Raw genomic sequence first — 13,782 nt, forward strand, 5'->3', positions numbered from 1 at the left:
GGTGAGGTTTCACCGGGGTGTTGCCGGGGCGACATGAGGGCGTCGCCGAGACGGGGTGGGATATGGGCGATCCGTGTCCGTCCGGTCGCCGAGTCCGTGGGCCGACCGGCGAAACCACATGCCTGTAGTTCATATTTACCCCCATCTACCAGGCGATTTGTTACCTGCGCAGATAGTCGGCTAATGTTCTCTCTCGTCAGCGGGACAGCCGAGAGGCGCCCGGGACGAAATGCGGATGTAGCGCAGCTGGTAGCGCATCACCTTGCCAAGGTGAGGGTCGCGGGTTCGAATCCCGTCATCCGCTCGAGGGGCCAACACGGCCTGCTTGGCGGTGTGGCCGAGTGGTGAGGCAACGGCCTGCAAAGCCGTGCACACGGGTTCGATTCCCGTCGCCGCCTCTTCTTTTTGAAGAGCATAAAGACCCGCGCGATTAGCTCAGCGGGAGAGCGCTTCCCTGACACGGAAGAGGTCACTGGTTCAATCCCAGTATCGCGCACCAACGTTTGACCAGATCAGGCCCGGTTTCCGCCGGGCCTTTCTGCTGTCCTGAACTCAACGTGAACTGAGGTCCGTGAACTCAATCTGAACTGAGTTCAGACCCTCGGGTTCGCCCTCAGTCACGAACTCACCCCCACAGGTACCGCAGTAGATCGGTCCAGCAGCGAGAGTCGTTCGGGATACCCGAATCTTGCGGCCACACGTGCACGCTGCGGACAGGCCGTTGTTGCTAGACGTACGGCCGCCGCGCCGATTCGGTTCCCGCCGGCGGTAGGCCACGAGCGCGAAGGCTAGTTCGTCCAGCACCTCGCTGTACTGCTGCTGGGTCAAGTCCGGCACGGTCGTGACCGACCATCCGAGTTGCGGGTGATAGGCCAGCGCCAGCCCGAGTTCCTCGCCAAGGGTGAGGTCGCTGCCGCCGGTCGAACCTGCTCCCACGGTCAGGACAACCTCGGGCACATCAGGATGGCGGGATCGGATTACCGCCCACACATTCTCCAATGCGGTCACGAGTAGTCCGGTGATGGTGTCGGAGTCAGTCATGATCTCCGAAGTCCTTCCGTGAGTCGTTGACACGTACGTGTCAACGAGGTGGGAGACCCGCGAGAGCGTGGATTCCCTGGGCGCGCGCCGCGCTCTCGACGGGGCAGCCCGGTCTGGCGGTGCCCGGGGATGGGCAACCGGGGCTGAGCACCACGCCGCCCCGCCATCACCACCAAGTCCGGCCGACTACTTTCCTGCCCCGCCGGCCCCGCCCGCGCGGCCCCGCCCGCATCAGCAACTCAGCCCACCTACCAACGCCCTGCCTGCGGAGCCGGAACCAACTGACCCCAGCGAGGAAGAACCAGCTTCATCGCCAATGACCCGATCGTCACCTCGCTACGGTCTGCCATCGCAACGTTGCCACCACTGATGCCCAACGCCAGCTGAGGACAGTCCAGGCAGCCTGACCCGCTGACAGGCGAGTGGAAGGCTTGGACGCATCCACTGGGGCGCGGAGAATTCGCGGAGAAGGATATCGGAACGCTGGGTCTGCAGGCGCCCAGGTGGCGAGCGGAACGTGTTCGAGGGCAGGGCCATTCACCGCCGATCGAATGGCCGGGACTACCAGGACCCGCAGTTCGGTCATTCGGCGACGAACGTCCTGATCGCTTCGGCGATCTCGCCGGCGTGGGTCTCGAGCGCGAAGTGCCCGGTGTCGAAGAAGCGGACCTGGGCGTCGGGGATATCGCGTTGGAAGGCCTCGGCGCCGGCTGGCAGGAAGAAGGGATCGTTTCTGCCCCACACGGCGAGAAGCCGGGGAGTGTAGCGGCGGAAGTACTCCTGGAATTCCGGGTAGCGGGCGACGTTGGTGCGGTAGTCCAGGAACAGATCCAACTGGACCTCATGCGCACCTGCACGAGCCAGGTAGTGATTGTCGAGGGCAATGCCGTCGGGTGAGACCGCGGATTCGTCGGCGACGCCGTGGGTGTATTGCCAGTGGGTGGTTTCTGGGGTCAGGAGCGTCCGTAGCGCGTCGCGGTTCGCTGATGTCGGGGATTCCCAGTACGTCCGGATGGGGTTCCACCCGTCGCTGAGGCCTTCGATGTAGGCATTGCCGTTCTGCGACACGATGGCGGTGATTCGCTCGGGGTGTTCAACGGCGAGCCGGAATCCGGTGGGGGCGCCGTAGTCGAAGACGTAGATCGCGTAGCGGTCGAATCCGACGATCTCGGTGAAGCGGTCGATGACCTGTGCGATGTGGTCGAAGGTGTAGTTGAACCGGTCGTGGTCGGGCATGTCGGAGCGACCGAATCCGGGCAGGTCGGGTGCCACGATGTGGAAGTCGTCGGCGAGGTGCGGAATCAGGTCCCGGAACATGTGGCTGGAGGTCGGAAAGCCGTGCAGCAGAAGCAGCTTGGGCTTTCCGGACGAGCCGGCCTCGCGGTAGAAGATGCGGAAGCCATCGACGTCGGCGGTCGAGTAACGGACGGTGCTCATTTCGCGACGTCCGATGAAGCCGGGATCGCATAGCGGTATTCCACGGCCGTGTACACGGCGAAGCCGCCTGGAGGGCCGAAGCCTACCCATCGGCCGTTGCCGCTGCACAGCTGCTCGTTGCCTTCGCTGTAGCCCACCGTTTTCGGTACGGCGCTGCCCAGTTCTGCTACCCGGCAGGTGATCTCGTGGCCGGGGATGTAGGGGAATTCCACGAGGAACGGGCCCTTGAAATAGCCGTCGAGGAGTGGGTAGTCGCTTCGGCACATGCCGGCCGCTGCGACCTTCAGAAGACTTTCGCCCGGCCCGGGCTCGGGCACCGGAACTTCTTCGATCCGAAGCGGCTGCTGGTATCCGTACATGCGGGCTGCTCGCATCTGCATCACGTGTGCCTCGCTTTCGCTGTGGTGGGACGAGAGCGCAACGGGTGATTGCATGTCATATTAGGCCGCCGTACCGTTAACTGATGGCTATCGGCACGACGAGCCCCGTGACAGGTGAATTCCTCAGGACCGAACCTGTCTGGCGCAACAAGCCCAGCTGGTACCTGCACGTCACCGAGGACAAGATGATCCCGCCCGCGGCACAGGCGTCCATGGCCGAACGGATCGGCGCGACGGTGGCCGAAACACCAGGCAGCCATGCCATTTATGTTTCCCGCCCCGAAGTGGTCACTGCCATCATCTGCAACGCAGCCGAAGCCGTCTGACTCCGCGGTCAGCGATGACGGGCCGTCGGCCGCACCCAGGGGTGGAGCCGACAGATTTCGTTCGCATCTGGCGCTGTGTTCAGGGCTGCTTCTCGGCAATCATGTTCGGTATCAAGCCGATTGGAGATGATGCCGTTGGGAAGTGGATCCGGCGGCACCCACGGCGACAACGGCTGCTCGCTCATCATCAGCGTGTCCAAGAGCGGCCGCGGGCGGGTACCCCGAGCCTCCCCGGCGCCCGGGCTAAGCCCTGACCAGGTTGAGCGCTTGGTGGTCGGCGCCGACAGCTGGTCGCATGGATCCCCGAGAAGGCGTCACGCTCGCGGGGACGCCGGTACGGCCTGCATGCCGGGAAACCGCCGGTGCAGCTGTTCGATCTGACGGCGAACAGCGGCAAGTTCATCGTCGTGCCGTGCGGTCCCAGCTCCGATCGGGAGAGATTCACGGCGCCGGACCAGCGATTGCGCGTGCTGAGTGAGCTCACGAAGAAAGCTTCGCGCTTGGGCGAGTTCGGGGTCCTCGGACATTGTTCTCGTATCGGCAGGGGGTGCACACATCGGCGGGCGTCACCCAGGGGCAATCATTCAACCATGGTTTGTCAACCTGGGGTTCGCCAACTGTTCAGACCTCCGAAACAAACGTCAGACATCGCCGCCGCGATTGGGCTCCACGATGATGGCCCGAAGTACTAGCCCTTCCAGATACCGCCCGGCGACTCAACTCCGACGGGCTCGCGGTCGAGAGCCTGTGAACCACGGCGGCCGCGCTCGCCGACTCCGCGCTGGAGGCAATGGGCGAATTCAGCCAGTACGAACAGCTTGGGCGGCGAAATTCTGAGCTTCTTCCACTGTCGGCCAATCGTCGTTGCAGGCACCGTCCTCAACAAGCCCGCGGCCGGGGCAGCCCAGTGAGTCCTGCTGAGCACTACTCACCTGCCTGGCCCACGACGTCACTGACCACGTCTTCGATAGGCCGCGGCGCGAAGGGCGCACCGAATCAGCTGGGCTGCACCGGATTCAGGAGTGGAAACCAGCGGTGGATGGTGCGGATCTGTCGTCGAATCTGCTCGAGTTCGGCCTCGATCGCTTGATTCGGTTCTCCGCTGCGCCATTGGCCGCGCCGCCGCATCAGAGAGCCCATATGATGTTCGAGCTCGGCGAGGAACACCCGCGCCTGCGCCTCCTCTGGATCCGCCTCACTCACCTGAGCCCCTGATCAGCGGGCCGCAGAGTCCAGCTTCCGTGTCGCCATCCGCTCGACGAGCAGCGGCACGAAGTCACGCACCGGCCGCCCCTCGAAACCGCGATGTACGTCGGCAACGATCTCGGCGACGACCCCCGCGCCGACTCCGGGAAACTTGTCGGTAAGCCGCCCGACGAGTTCTTTGATCTGCTGATCCTCATCATTTGCTGCCATAGTTCATGGTCGCCCGCACCCCCGCGCACGGTCAACCGCCGTGAATTCGATTGGGGCAGTATGCCACGATCGGCGCTATCCGGCAGCGCCTATGCCGTACGTGTGCAAAGCAATTCGATGGCAAGCCCTTATGTGAGGCGGCTGCGTGATCGACATGATTTCGCGCCCACGGTCTGCGTATCACCGGTAGTGGCCGTCAGCGCATGAAGCGCGGGTATGTGAACGCCATGAAAACTGTCGACAAATTCATTGCCGAGAGATTGCTGATTGACATATCGTCGAAGAACGTCGATCGCGACGCTGCCATTTCCAGTGGAGCGCCGATTTCCATTCAGCTCCACGACGCTGCGGATTCGACGGTCGGGGACCCGTCAGCGTAGGACCCACCATGAGTCAATTACCCTATTCTGCAACAGAATTCACGTCGCCGCCAATCACTGCGGTTCAGCCCAGCAAGGTCCTTGTCGTCGAGAGCAACCCGGCGATGGCGGAGATTGCGGTACTGGTGCTGGCGAACGCCGGCTATGAGGCGATTTCGGCCAGCAGTGCACAGCGCGCCATGACCGTCGCGCAGCGATGGAATCCGGACTTGGTACTGCTCGAGCTGGCTCTGCCGGACCGGCCGGCCGCGTACCTGTGCCGGCAGCTGCGGAAGCGATCGCCGATTCCGATCATCGCGACCTCCCTCGATGGCGATCCCGATGCCATCGGTGACGCCTACGCGGCCGGTGCCTGCGACTATCTGCCCAAACCGCTGCGAAGCGATGAACTGCTCAACCGCATCCGAGTCCATCTCGCGGCACCGCAGGCGATTCGAGGCCATTCGGCCGCCTAGACGACCAAACCCGTTCAGCGTGGCGGACGACGTAATCCATCCAGCGTCAAATCCAGCAGCCGTTCGGCCTGCTCGCGCTGCTCAGGCTTGCCGGAGGCCAGGGCGATTCCGGTGAGTGCGGCGAACATGTCGGGCGCGCTGATGTCGGGCCGGACGGCGCCCGTCCGTACCGCGGTCTCGAGCAGGGCGGTCAGTGCGTCGAGCATCATCTCCTTGCTGCGGGCGTAGGGATCGGCGCCGGATTCCACCAGGGCGCGCAGGGCGTCGGCCATGCCGAGTTTGGCGGTCGCGTAATCGATGAAGCGGCCCATCCACTCGCGCAGCGCCCGCTCCGGGGGCATCGACGCGAGCAATTGCGGAGCTGCGTCGCACAGTTTGGACAGCTCGTTGCGGTAGGCGGCCTCGATCAGCACCTCGCGGGTCGGGAAGTTCCGGTAGAGCGTCCCGGAACCGACCCCGGCCTCCTTCGCGATCCGTTCGAGATGGGCGTCGAGACCATCCTCGGCGAAGACTCGTACCGCTGCGGAGAGGATCTTGTCGCGATTGCGCTGGGCATCAGCCCTGAGTGGACGGCCCTCGGCTCGGGTCATGGACGGCTTCCTTCGATCGACCTCTTGCTAAGTGGAGGTGCCTCCACTTAGAGTCATAAGTGGCGACGCCTCCACTTCATGGTATCGCCCATTCGATCGCCTTCCGGCCCGCGCCTCGTGAACCCGCTGTGCCGATACCTGAGGAGAACACCATGAATCTTGCGCTCGATGGAAAAGTCGCCGTCATCACCGGCGGCGCCTCCGGGGTCGGCTTGGGCATAGCCCAGGAATTCATCGATGAAGGTGCCACGGTGGTCATTACCGACCTGGAACAACAGGCACTCGACGACGCGGTGAAAAGGATCGGCGGCGACTGCACCGGCATCGTCGCCAACGTCACGCGTTCGGCTGATATGGAGGCCGTATACCGCGAGATCGAGTCACGACACGGGCGACTCGACATCGTCGTCGCGAACGCCGGCATCGGCGCGCACGCCGTGCTCGGCGAGATCACCGAGGAACAGTTCGATCGGACCTTCGACGTCAACGCCAAAGGCGTGTTGTTCACGGTGCAACCAGCACTTCGGTTGCTACCCGACGGTGGGGCCGTGGTCGTCATCGCCTCGACCGCTTCCATCGAGCCGCCCACCGGGATGAGCATGTACGGCGGGGCCAAGGCGGCGATCCGCTGCTTCGTCCGAGCCTGGATTCAAGATGTGAAGGGCTCGGGCATTCGAATGAACGTCCTCAGCCCGGGCGCCGTCGACACCGAATCCCTGCGCGGCGCATTGGGAATGGTGCGCACACCGGGCCAGGTAGCCGAGGCTGTGCGGCAGATGGGCGAAGGCAATCCGACCGGTCGCATCGCCGATCCCCGCGAGATCGGGAAGGCCGCGGTGTTCCTGTCCAGCGAGGCGTCGAGCTTCATCACCGGTGTCGAGTTGTTCGTCGACGGTGGCATGGCCCAAGTGTGAAGCGTTCCGCCGCAAGGCCACCGAAGAAGTTGGCCACGACCTTCCACGCACCCTCAACGGGGATGAGTACAGCCTGCGGAATCTGCCGGTCGTCGATGAACGCAGTGATCTGCGTCGACGTGCCCGGTCCAGGTCATGGGCAAGGTCGCCACAGAGACCTCGGCGATCTCGTGCAGACGGCCGATGGGGGAATGGAGACGGCTGAGCTGGATCAGCCCTTGCGAGACCCGGATGATGTGGGCGCTGAGTACGGGAATCGCATCGTGGTCCGCCGCCGGGGCCACGCAGCGGAGTCGCTCGGTGACCGCCTCCTCCATGGCGCCGGTGATCCCGGGCAGCGAATTGCCGCCCGGCCGGTTCGTCACGGCCGAGGTGTTGGCGGCGGCCCGTTCGCTCTCGTCACGTACCCGGCGGTTCGCCTCGATCTGCAGTGGCGCATTCGTCGTGGCCGAACTCGGACTGCTGAACGGACGCCGGGCGACCACGCATTGGAAGTTCACCCGGGAGCTCGCGTGCCGGTACCCGGAGGTCGCGGTCCAGCCCGACGCCATATTCGTACGCGACGGAAACTTGTACAGCTCAGCCGGAGTAGTGGCGGGCGTCGACTTGGCGTTGGCGCTGGTGGAGGAGGATCACGGGCCCGACGTGGCGCGCCGGGTAGCGCAGTCCCTGGTGGTCTACATGCAGCGGGCGGGCGGGCAGTCACAGTTCTCGGCGTCGCTGAACGGACCGGCGCCGCGCAGTGCCCTGGTCCGGCGTGTCGTGGATCTGATCTGCGCAGATCCCGCACATCCACACACGGTGCAGACCTTGGCCGCGCACGCACAGGTCAGTCCCCGCCACCTGACGCGGCTGTTCCGCATCGAGTTGGAACGCTCGCCCACGGAATACGTTGGGTTCGTTCGCTTCTGCACCGCACGCGACCTGTTGCACGCCGGACACTCGGTGACCGAGGCCGCCGTCGCGGCCGGGTACGGCAACAGTGAGGCGCTGCGCCGGGCCTTCATTGCACGGCTGGGTGTCTCACCGCGCAAGTACCAGCAGCGGTTCCGTACTACTGGGTCCGTGCCCGCACTGGTACCCGCTGAACCGGAACGTGTGGTGTCCTGATTCCGGCGAATCCATGGCCGAAAATGAGGTATTCGTGGCGCGTTGAGCGGGGCGCGGCTCTTCCGGCATCACGCAGACTGATCCGCGCCGATCATTCCGAAGCGTTGTTGCCCAGCCAGTTCCAGTTGTCTCAACGAGGACCTTGGGCTGCATTGAGCACGCAATCACGAGGAGTCCCGTATGCCTGTCATCACCACGCCGGACGGCGTCGACATCTATTACAAGGACTGGGGCAGCGGACAGCCCATCGTTTTCAGTCACGGCTGGCCCCTGTCCTCGGACGACTGGGACGCACAGCTGATGTTCTTTGTGTCCCACGGTTTCCGGGTGGTCGCTCATGACCGGCGTGGCCATGGCCGTTCCGCTCAGGTTTCCGAGGGACACGATATGGACCACTACGCCGATGACCTGGCCACCGTGGTCAACCATCTCGATTTGTCCGACGCGGTTCATGTCGGTCATTCCACCGGCGGCGGGGAGGTCGTGCGGTACCTCACCCGGCACGGACAGGATCGGGCGGCCAAAGCCGTTCTGATCAGCGCGGTTCCGCCGATCATGGTGCAGACCGCGGACAATCCGGGCGGTCTCGACAAGTCGGTCTTCGACGGCATTCAGGAGCAGGTCGCCACCCGACGGTCCGACTTCTTCCGCTCGTTCGCCGAAGGACCGTTCTATGGCTACAACCGGCCCGGAGCGAACCCCTCCGAAGGTGTGATCGCCAACTGGTGGCGGCAGGGCATGGCCGGCGGCGCCAAGGCGCACTACGACGGCGTAGTCGCCTTCTCCCAGACCGACTTCACCGATGACCTTGCGAAGATCACCATCCCCACCCTCGTCATGCACGGGGAAGACGACCAGGTGGTCCCCATCGAGAACACCGGCGTCCGCTCGGCCGAACTGTTGCCCAACAGCACGCTGAAAACCTATCCGGGTTTCCCGCATGGCATGCCGACCACCGAGGCCACGACGATCAACGCCGACCTGCTCGCATTCATTCGCTCCTGAGCAACGACTCCGCCTCGAATCCCGAGGCAGGTAATGACTTACCGAATCATCGACGAGGACCCATGCCGAAAACACGCCCCGAGCCCGTCCGCGACCTGAGGGCAGATCACCTGCTCACACCCCAGAACTGCGCGATCGTCCTCATCGACTTCCAACCCGGCCAGTACGCCACGGTCGGATCAGCCACAGCCGAGGAGATCGACCTGGGTGCGGTGACCCTCGCCAAACTCGCACACGCCTACGCGATTCCGACAGTCGTGACGACCGTCGCGGTGGACATGGGCGTCAACGAGCCGACCAACCCCGCGCTACTCGACGAACTCCCCGGTACCACGGAGATCGACCGTACTGGGGTCAACGCTTGGGAGGACGCCGATTTCCGGGCGGCGGTCGAGGCCACCGGCCGGCGAAAGATCATCATGGCCGGACTGTGGACCGAGGTGTGCCTTGCGTTTCCGACACTCGACATGCTGCGCGAAGGCTATGAGATCTACCCCGTCGTCGACGCTGTCGGCGGCGTGTCGGCAGTGACGCACGACGTGGCGATCACTCGCATGGTGCAGGCGGGTGCCCAGCCGATCACTTCGCTGGCCCTGGGTTGCGAGCTGATGCGCAACTGGGCACGCTCCGATTCGGACCTGTATCGAGTGATCATCAACGACTACTTCCGACGCAAACGGGTCGTCGGAACCAACAGGGAGAATCCACTGCATCGGGCGGTCGGATAGCTCACTGTCTACTAGTTCGGGCCGTCGGTCGGCGCTGGTGTGGCGGATTTCCTCGGAATCGAGGCAAGATCGGAAGCGTCGGCGACGGCTCGCTCGTTGAGACCCTGAGAACACTGTCGAAGGAGATCGTGATGGCGGAAGCGTTTGTGCTCGGTGGTGTTCGGACCCCATTCGCTCGGTACGGGGGTTCGCTGTCGCACCTTCGGGCCGACGACCTGCTGGGGATGACGATGAAGGGTGCGTGCGAGCGCGTCGGCGTGGGTCTCGATCAGATCGAGGACATTGTCGCGGGCTGCGTCAATCCGGCCCACGAAGGTATGGGTGATGTCGCGCGGTGGGCGGCGCTGGCGGCGGGATTCCCCGACACGGTGGCCGGGGCGACGATCAACCGGTTCTGTGGGTCGTCCCTGAGTGCAACCGTCAATGTCGCGCACGCGATCAGAGCGGGGGATCTGGGCGTCGGGATCGCCTGTGGCGTTGAGTCGATGTCGCGGTCGGGATGGGCCTTCATGAAGGGCGACAGCCCGTTCGGCCCCCGTGGCCCGGTTGTCCTGCTCGACACCATGTGGGCGGGTGCGGGCGGTCCCGCCAATCCGGCGCTGCTGGCGCGCAATGCTTACATCGGGATGATCGAGACAGCGCAGAATGTCGCCGATCGCTACGGGTTGACCCGAGAGGAGATCGACGCGTTCGCGCTGCGGACGCAGCGAAATGCCAAGGCGGCCAGGGATTCCGGGCGGCTGGCCAAGGAGATTATGCCGGTCGAGATCGGCGCGACGAGGAAGACTCCCGCCCGCCTGTTCGAGCACGACGAGTTTATCCGCGACGACACCACCGCCGAGAGGCTGGCGGCCCTGCCCCCGCAGCCGGGGACGACGCAGATGACCGCGGGGAACTCGACTCCCCTGACCGACGGAGCGAGCGCACTGGTGCTGGCCTCGGGTGAACGAGCTGCCGAACTCGGCGTCGAACCGCTGGCGCGGGTGGTGTCGTCCGCGGTGTATGGGATCGATCCGCTTTATATGGGGTTGGCTCCGGCGTGGGCTCTGCCTCTGGCGATCCAGCGTGCGGGCCTCGCACCCGAGCAGATCGACGTGTGGGAAGTGCATGAGGCATTCAGCGCCCAAGCCCTGGGCGTGCTGCGTGAACTGCCCAACCAGCTCGACGGTTTCGTCATCCCCGACGAGAAGCTGACACCGAACGGTGGCGCGGTGGCAATCGGTCATCCGTTCGGCGCTACCGGCGCCCGCTACGTCCTGACCTTGGCCACCGAACTGAGGGAACGCAATGCGCGCTACGGCGCGATCGGAGTATGCATCGGCTCCGGTCAAGGAGTCGCGATCGTCCTCGAAAACCCGTCCGCAGCCTAAGAAATCTCACCGAAGAAACGGCGTACGGGGTTCCCGGGAGGTCAGGAGAAGACCTCGATGAACGTAGCCGGTGGCGTTGTCGAAGACGACGCCACTCGGCCGTTGTCGCCTCGACGCAATGTCACTACAGTCATCAGTTGTTGCAGACGTTCAGTCGGCCTCGGATCGGCACAGCCGGTTGATCGTCCGATGCCCCAACGCCGGTCAGTTCGATCAGCGCCATCAGCGGCACTGTAGTGCGTTGTGCTCCCGGCATCTCGAGTTGATGGGTTGCCCATGAAGTCGACGAGTGGCCTGCCTGCGTGGTCGGCGGGCAGGCCACCTGTGCGGTGTGCGGTTAGACCGCGTCAGCGGTGGTGCGGATGAGGTTGGCGACGACCTCGGGTCGGGAGACGTAGATGGCGTGGCTGCCGGGGGTTTCGGCAATGGTGGCGCCGATACGTTCGGCCATGGACAGCTGTGCGGCAGGCGGGATCATCTTGTCCTCGGTGACGTGCAGGTACCAGCTGGGCTTGGACCTCCACGCGGCCTCATTGATGGCCCCGCCGAGCGCCTCCACACCCCAAGGGACCTGGGAATCGGCCAGAAACGCAGCGGCCTGGTCGGGCAGGTCGCCGGCGAAGGAAGCATGGAACTTGGCACGGTCGAGGAACAGGTAGCCCTCGACCGGCGGCAGGATCGGCGGCTGCGGACCGTCCTGCGGGAAGGTGGCGATGAGGCTGTTGACCGATTCGTCCTTGTCGGGGGCGAAGGCGGTGATATAGACCAGCGCGCTGACCTTGTCGTGGGTGCCGGCCTCGGTGATGACCGCGCCGCCGTAGGAATGTCCGACCAAGACCGCGTCGCCGTCCACGCCGTCGAGGATGAGGCGGGTGGCCGCGGCGTCGTCGGCGAGAGATTTGGTCGCGTTCTGGACCACGCGCACCACGAAGCCGTCGCGAGTGAGTTCGTCGTAGACGTTGCGCCATCCGGCCCCGTCGACGAATCCGCCGTGGACCAGGACGATTGTCGGTTTGCTCATGGCAACCTCCCTCATTGGCAGGGTGGCGGGATTCGCTCACCCGGAACTGCCGGTCACATCGTCGGTGACCGCAGACTGTGTTGACGTGGACGAGCGTGCACTCGATACGGACGACAGCGCATCACTATCGCGTCAACGGTGTTGGTGCGCCGGTAGCGAGCCTGGTTCGGGCTGGCTACGCCGCATCTCGCCGGGGTTGATTCCGTACGTTGCGCGGAAGGCTCGGTTGAACCCGCTGATATCGCCGAATCCGCTGCGGTGTGCCAGTTTTGCGATGCTCAGATGAGTCAACCGGTGGTCAAGCAGTTCTTCACGCACCCGCGCCAAGCGGCGACGGCGGATGTACAGCGCTACCGATTCGTTTTCCGCCTGGAACAGCTTGTGTAGGTAGCGAGTCGAAATGTTCACCGCCGCAGCAATTTCAGTTGGGGTCAGCACTGGATCACACAGGTGCGCCTCGATGTAGGCCTTGATGCGTGTCAGCAGACTCCGCTGCACGGCATCAGCATGCCGTGCCTGGTCGGGTTCGGCGAGCAGGCATATCGCCAGATCGGTGGTGCGAGCCAGGATCTCCTCGGACTGAGCCTCCGCCACGTCCTCACCGTGACGGATGAGGTCGAGCACGAATCTGCCGACCACTCCGGACAGTCCGCGTTGGCCCGACAGTACGCGCCCGCTGACGGTGCGGCGCTCACGATCGCTGAGCGCTACCGCCTCCGATGGCACGGACAACACCGACACCGACCACGGGCGAGTGAACGTCCAGGTGAACGGCCGTGAGTTCTCGTAGACGACGAAATCGCCCGGCGCGAGCTCGGCGACGCGCCCATCCTGCTCCAGCGATGCCGCTCCGTCGGTGAGGACCGCGATCTGGAAGAACGCCGTGTCCGACTGCTGAATGCAGCGGGTTGTCCGCCGATGGATGTGCGGGCTGGCGGTCAGTTCGGCAAACAGCAATCGCCCGCGGACCGTTCCTGCCATCCGCGCCACTGGGTCTGGGGAGCGATCCCAGTCTTCGAGGTTCACCGGCGCGAAGGTGTCACCCAGCACATGGTGCCAATAGTCCTCCCGCTCAGGAGGTTTGACCTCATCGGTCGATGCGACGATATCGGGCACAGCTTCCCATCCTCCCCGCCGCCGTAGGGATGATGTCGGGATTAGGAGTGACAAATCCATGACGCCCTCACCGGACCTCGTCATCAACCATGCGATCAATCTCATGCCCCCAACTCGGCATTACGGGATGCACCACGGTGAGGGGAGAACGGTGCCCTGGACCGGGTTCCGCGCTGAGTTCGCTACAGGGCGGTGTGGTTGATTGTTGATCAGTGTCCGTCGGCTAGGGCTGCGATGGCCTGGCCGTCGTGCCAGGTTTGCAGGCGCGACTTGTAGGTCCATTCGGCGATCGCGAGCGGTCCGGTGCCGAGGTCATGGGGGCCATCACGGCCAACCACCAAGGCATCACCCCGAACTCGCCATGCCACCACCTGCGGAGATCGGCGCCGTTCACCGGCGATTTCGTGTCCGCAAGAATTGTTGGGCTACAACGCTATTCGAGTGCGCATGCGTCCGCCGAGGGATCCAGGCCACCGGCGTCGTTCGCGGCTAG

The 13,782-nt window shown here is 64.5% G+C and carries 15 protein-coding genes and 3 tRNA genes; 10 read left to right on the forward strand and 8 right to left on the reverse strand.

The genetic code is table 11. The annotated features are described in order from the left end of the window. Window positions 1-231: 231 nt before the first annotated feature. From ACWEOI_RS18945 to ACWEOI_RS18955, 3 genes are all read left to right on the forward strand, one after another. Window positions 232-304, forward strand: a tRNA-Gly gene (locus ACWEOI_RS18945). A 23-nt stretch (window positions 305-327) separates the two neighbouring features. After that, window positions 328-398, forward strand: a tRNA-Cys gene (locus ACWEOI_RS18950). Window positions 399-424: 26 nt separating this feature from the next. Further along, window positions 425-499: transfer RNA gene (locus tag ACWEOI_RS18955), tRNA-Val, on the forward strand. Between the two features lie 53 nt (window positions 500-552). Here ACWEOI_RS18955 and ACWEOI_RS18960 read toward each other — a convergent pair. From ACWEOI_RS18960 to ACWEOI_RS18970, 3 genes are all read right to left on the reverse strand, one after another. Beyond that, a complete protein-coding gene (locus ACWEOI_RS18960; RefSeq protein WP_452360400.1) occupies window positions 553-1,041 on the reverse strand; it encodes a hypothetical protein in 489 nt (162 codons plus the stop codon). A 582-nt stretch (window positions 1,042-1,623) separates the two neighbouring features. Then, the gene (locus ACWEOI_RS18965; RefSeq protein ID WP_452360401.1) at window positions 1,624-2,478 is read right to left on the reverse strand and encodes an alpha/beta fold hydrolase; all 855 of its coding nucleotides are present in this window, start codon (window positions 2,476-2,478) and stop codon (window positions 1,624-1,626) included. Continuing rightward, window positions 2,475-2,837: an alcohol dehydrogenase catalytic domain-containing protein gene (locus ACWEOI_RS18970; RefSeq protein WP_452360402.1), complete on the reverse strand. Its 363-nt coding sequence runs from the start codon at window positions 2,835-2,837 to the stop codon at window positions 2,475-2,477. Before ACWEOI_RS18970 ends, ACWEOI_RS18965 begins: the two co-directional genes overlap by 4 nt. Window positions 2,838-2,941: 104 nt before the next feature. On the opposite strand from ACWEOI_RS18970, the gene ACWEOI_RS18975 reads away from it, so the two are divergent. Beyond that, window positions 2,942-3,184: an alpha/beta fold hydrolase gene (locus tag ACWEOI_RS18975; protein ID WP_452360403.1), complete on the forward strand. Its 243-nt coding sequence runs from the start codon at window positions 2,942-2,944 to the stop codon at window positions 3,182-3,184. 996 nt (window positions 3,185-4,180) lie between these two features. Here the strand turns inward: ACWEOI_RS18975 and ACWEOI_RS18980 are convergent. Next, the gene (locus ACWEOI_RS18980; protein WP_452360404.1) at window positions 4,181-4,387 is read right to left on the reverse strand and encodes a hypothetical protein; all 207 of its coding nucleotides are present in this window, start codon (window positions 4,385-4,387) and stop codon (window positions 4,181-4,183) included. Between the two features lie 12 nt (window positions 4,388-4,399). Next, window positions 4,400-4,600 carry a three-helix bundle dimerization domain-containing protein gene (locus ACWEOI_RS18985; protein ID WP_452360405.1) on the reverse strand — a complete coding sequence of 67 codons (201 nt, stop codon included), beginning with the start codon at window positions 4,598-4,600 and terminating at the stop codon, window positions 4,400-4,402. Window positions 4,601-4,988: 388 nt separating this feature from the next. Here ACWEOI_RS18985 and ACWEOI_RS18990 point away from each other — a divergent pair, with 388 nt between their 5' ends. Then, window positions 4,989-5,435 carry a response regulator transcription factor gene (locus ACWEOI_RS18990; protein WP_452360406.1) on the forward strand — a complete coding sequence of 149 codons (447 nt, stop codon included), beginning with the start codon at window positions 4,989-4,991 and terminating at the stop codon, window positions 5,433-5,435. 14 nt (window positions 5,436-5,449) lie between these two features. Here ACWEOI_RS18990 and ACWEOI_RS18995 read toward each other — a convergent pair whose 3' ends face one another. Beyond that, window positions 5,450-6,025 carry a TetR/AcrR family transcriptional regulator gene (locus tag ACWEOI_RS18995; RefSeq protein WP_452360407.1) on the reverse strand — a complete coding sequence of 192 codons (576 nt, stop codon included), beginning with the start codon at window positions 6,023-6,025 and terminating at the stop codon, window positions 5,450-5,452. 152 nt (window positions 6,026-6,177) lie between these two features. Here ACWEOI_RS18995 and ACWEOI_RS19000 point away from each other — a divergent pair, with 152 nt between their 5' ends. The 5 genes from ACWEOI_RS19000 to ACWEOI_RS19020 all read left to right on the forward strand — a co-directional run bounded on the left by ACWEOI_RS19000 (window position 6,178) and on the right by ACWEOI_RS19020 (window position 11,152). Then, a complete protein-coding gene (locus ACWEOI_RS19000; protein ID WP_452360408.1) occupies window positions 6,178-6,939 on the forward strand; it encodes an SDR family NAD(P)-dependent oxidoreductase in 762 nt (253 codons plus the stop codon). A gap of 300 nt (window positions 6,940-7,239) precedes the next feature. Next, window positions 7,240-8,049 carry a GlxA family transcriptional regulator gene (locus ACWEOI_RS19005; protein ID WP_452360409.1) on the forward strand — a complete coding sequence of 270 codons (810 nt, stop codon included), beginning with the start codon at window positions 7,240-7,242 and terminating at the stop codon, window positions 8,047-8,049. A 180-nt stretch (window positions 8,050-8,229) separates the two neighbouring features. After that, entirely contained in the window at window positions 8,230-9,054 is an 825-nt protein-coding gene (locus ACWEOI_RS19010; RefSeq protein WP_452360410.1) for an alpha/beta fold hydrolase, read from the forward strand. 62 nt (window positions 9,055-9,116) lie between these two features. Next, the gene (locus tag ACWEOI_RS19015) at window positions 9,117-9,782 is read left to right on the forward strand and encodes an isochorismatase family protein (protein ID WP_452360411.1); all 666 of its coding nucleotides are present in this window, start codon (window positions 9,117-9,119) and stop codon (window positions 9,780-9,782) included. A 131-nt stretch (window positions 9,783-9,913) separates the two neighbouring features. Beyond that, window positions 9,914-11,152 carry a thiolase family protein gene (locus ACWEOI_RS19020; protein WP_452360412.1) on the forward strand — a complete coding sequence of 413 codons (1,239 nt, stop codon included), beginning with the start codon at window positions 9,914-9,916 and terminating at the stop codon, window positions 11,150-11,152. A gap of 337 nt (window positions 11,153-11,489) precedes the next feature. Here ACWEOI_RS19020 and ACWEOI_RS19025 read toward each other — a convergent pair whose 3' ends face one another. Together ACWEOI_RS19025 and ACWEOI_RS19030 are read right to left on the reverse strand one after the other, a co-directional pair. Then, window positions 11,490-12,173, reverse strand: coding sequence for an alpha/beta fold hydrolase (locus tag ACWEOI_RS19025; RefSeq protein WP_452360413.1), 684 nt, complete (start codon window positions 12,171-12,173; stop codon window positions 11,490-11,492). A gap of 132 nt (window positions 12,174-12,305) precedes the next feature. Next, window positions 12,306-13,289 (reverse strand): helix-turn-helix domain-containing protein, encoded by a 984-nt coding sequence (locus ACWEOI_RS19030; protein ID WP_452360414.1) that lies wholly within the window; start codon window positions 13,287-13,289, stop codon window positions 12,306-12,308. Window positions 13,290-13,782: the final 493 nt, after the last annotated feature.

The sequence above is a fragment of the Nocardia sp. NPDC004340 genome (assembly GCF_053602575.1).

What these genes read in the sequence shown, in the direction of transcription:
- ACWEOI_RS18960 (WP_452360400.1), bottom strand. Translation starts at nt 1,041, where the DNA reads ATGACTGACTCCGACACCATCACCGGACTACTCGTGACCGCATTGGAG.
- ACWEOI_RS18965 (WP_452360401.1), bottom strand. Translation starts at nt 2,478, where the DNA reads ATGAGCACCGTCCGTTACTCGACCGCCGACGTCGATGGCTTCCGCATC.
- ACWEOI_RS18970 (WP_452360402.1), bottom strand. Translation starts at nt 2,837, where the DNA reads ATGTACGGATACCAGCAGCCGCTTCGGATCGAAGAAGTTCCGGTGCCC.
- ACWEOI_RS18975 (WP_452360403.1), top strand. Translation starts at nt 2,942, where the DNA reads ATGGCTATCGGCACGACGAGCCCCGTGACAGGTGAATTCCTCAGGACC.
- ACWEOI_RS18985 (WP_452360405.1), bottom strand. Translation starts at nt 4,600, where the DNA reads ATGGCAGCAAATGATGAGGATCAGCAGATCAAAGAACTCGTCGGGCGG.
- ACWEOI_RS18990 (WP_452360406.1), top strand. Translation starts at nt 4,989, where the DNA reads ATGAGTCAATTACCCTATTCTGCAACAGAATTCACGTCGCCGCCAATC.
- ACWEOI_RS18995 (WP_452360407.1), bottom strand. Translation starts at nt 6,025, where the DNA reads ATGACCCGAGCCGAGGGCCGTCCACTCAGGGCTGATGCCCAGCGCAAT.
- ACWEOI_RS19000 (WP_452360408.1), top strand. Translation starts at nt 6,178, where the DNA reads ATGAATCTTGCGCTCGATGGAAAAGTCGCCGTCATCACCGGCGGCGCC.
- ACWEOI_RS19010 (WP_452360410.1), top strand. Translation starts at nt 8,230, where the DNA reads ATGCCTGTCATCACCACGCCGGACGGCGTCGACATCTATTACAAGGAC.
- ACWEOI_RS19015 (WP_452360411.1), top strand. Translation starts at nt 9,117, where the DNA reads ATGCCGAAAACACGCCCCGAGCCCGTCCGCGACCTGAGGGCAGATCAC.
- ACWEOI_RS19020 (WP_452360412.1), top strand. Translation starts at nt 9,914, where the DNA reads ATGGCGGAAGCGTTTGTGCTCGGTGGTGTTCGGACCCCATTCGCTCGG.
- ACWEOI_RS19025 (WP_452360413.1), bottom strand. Translation starts at nt 12,173, where the DNA reads ATGAGCAAACCGACAATCGTCCTGGTCCACGGCGGATTCGTCGACGGG.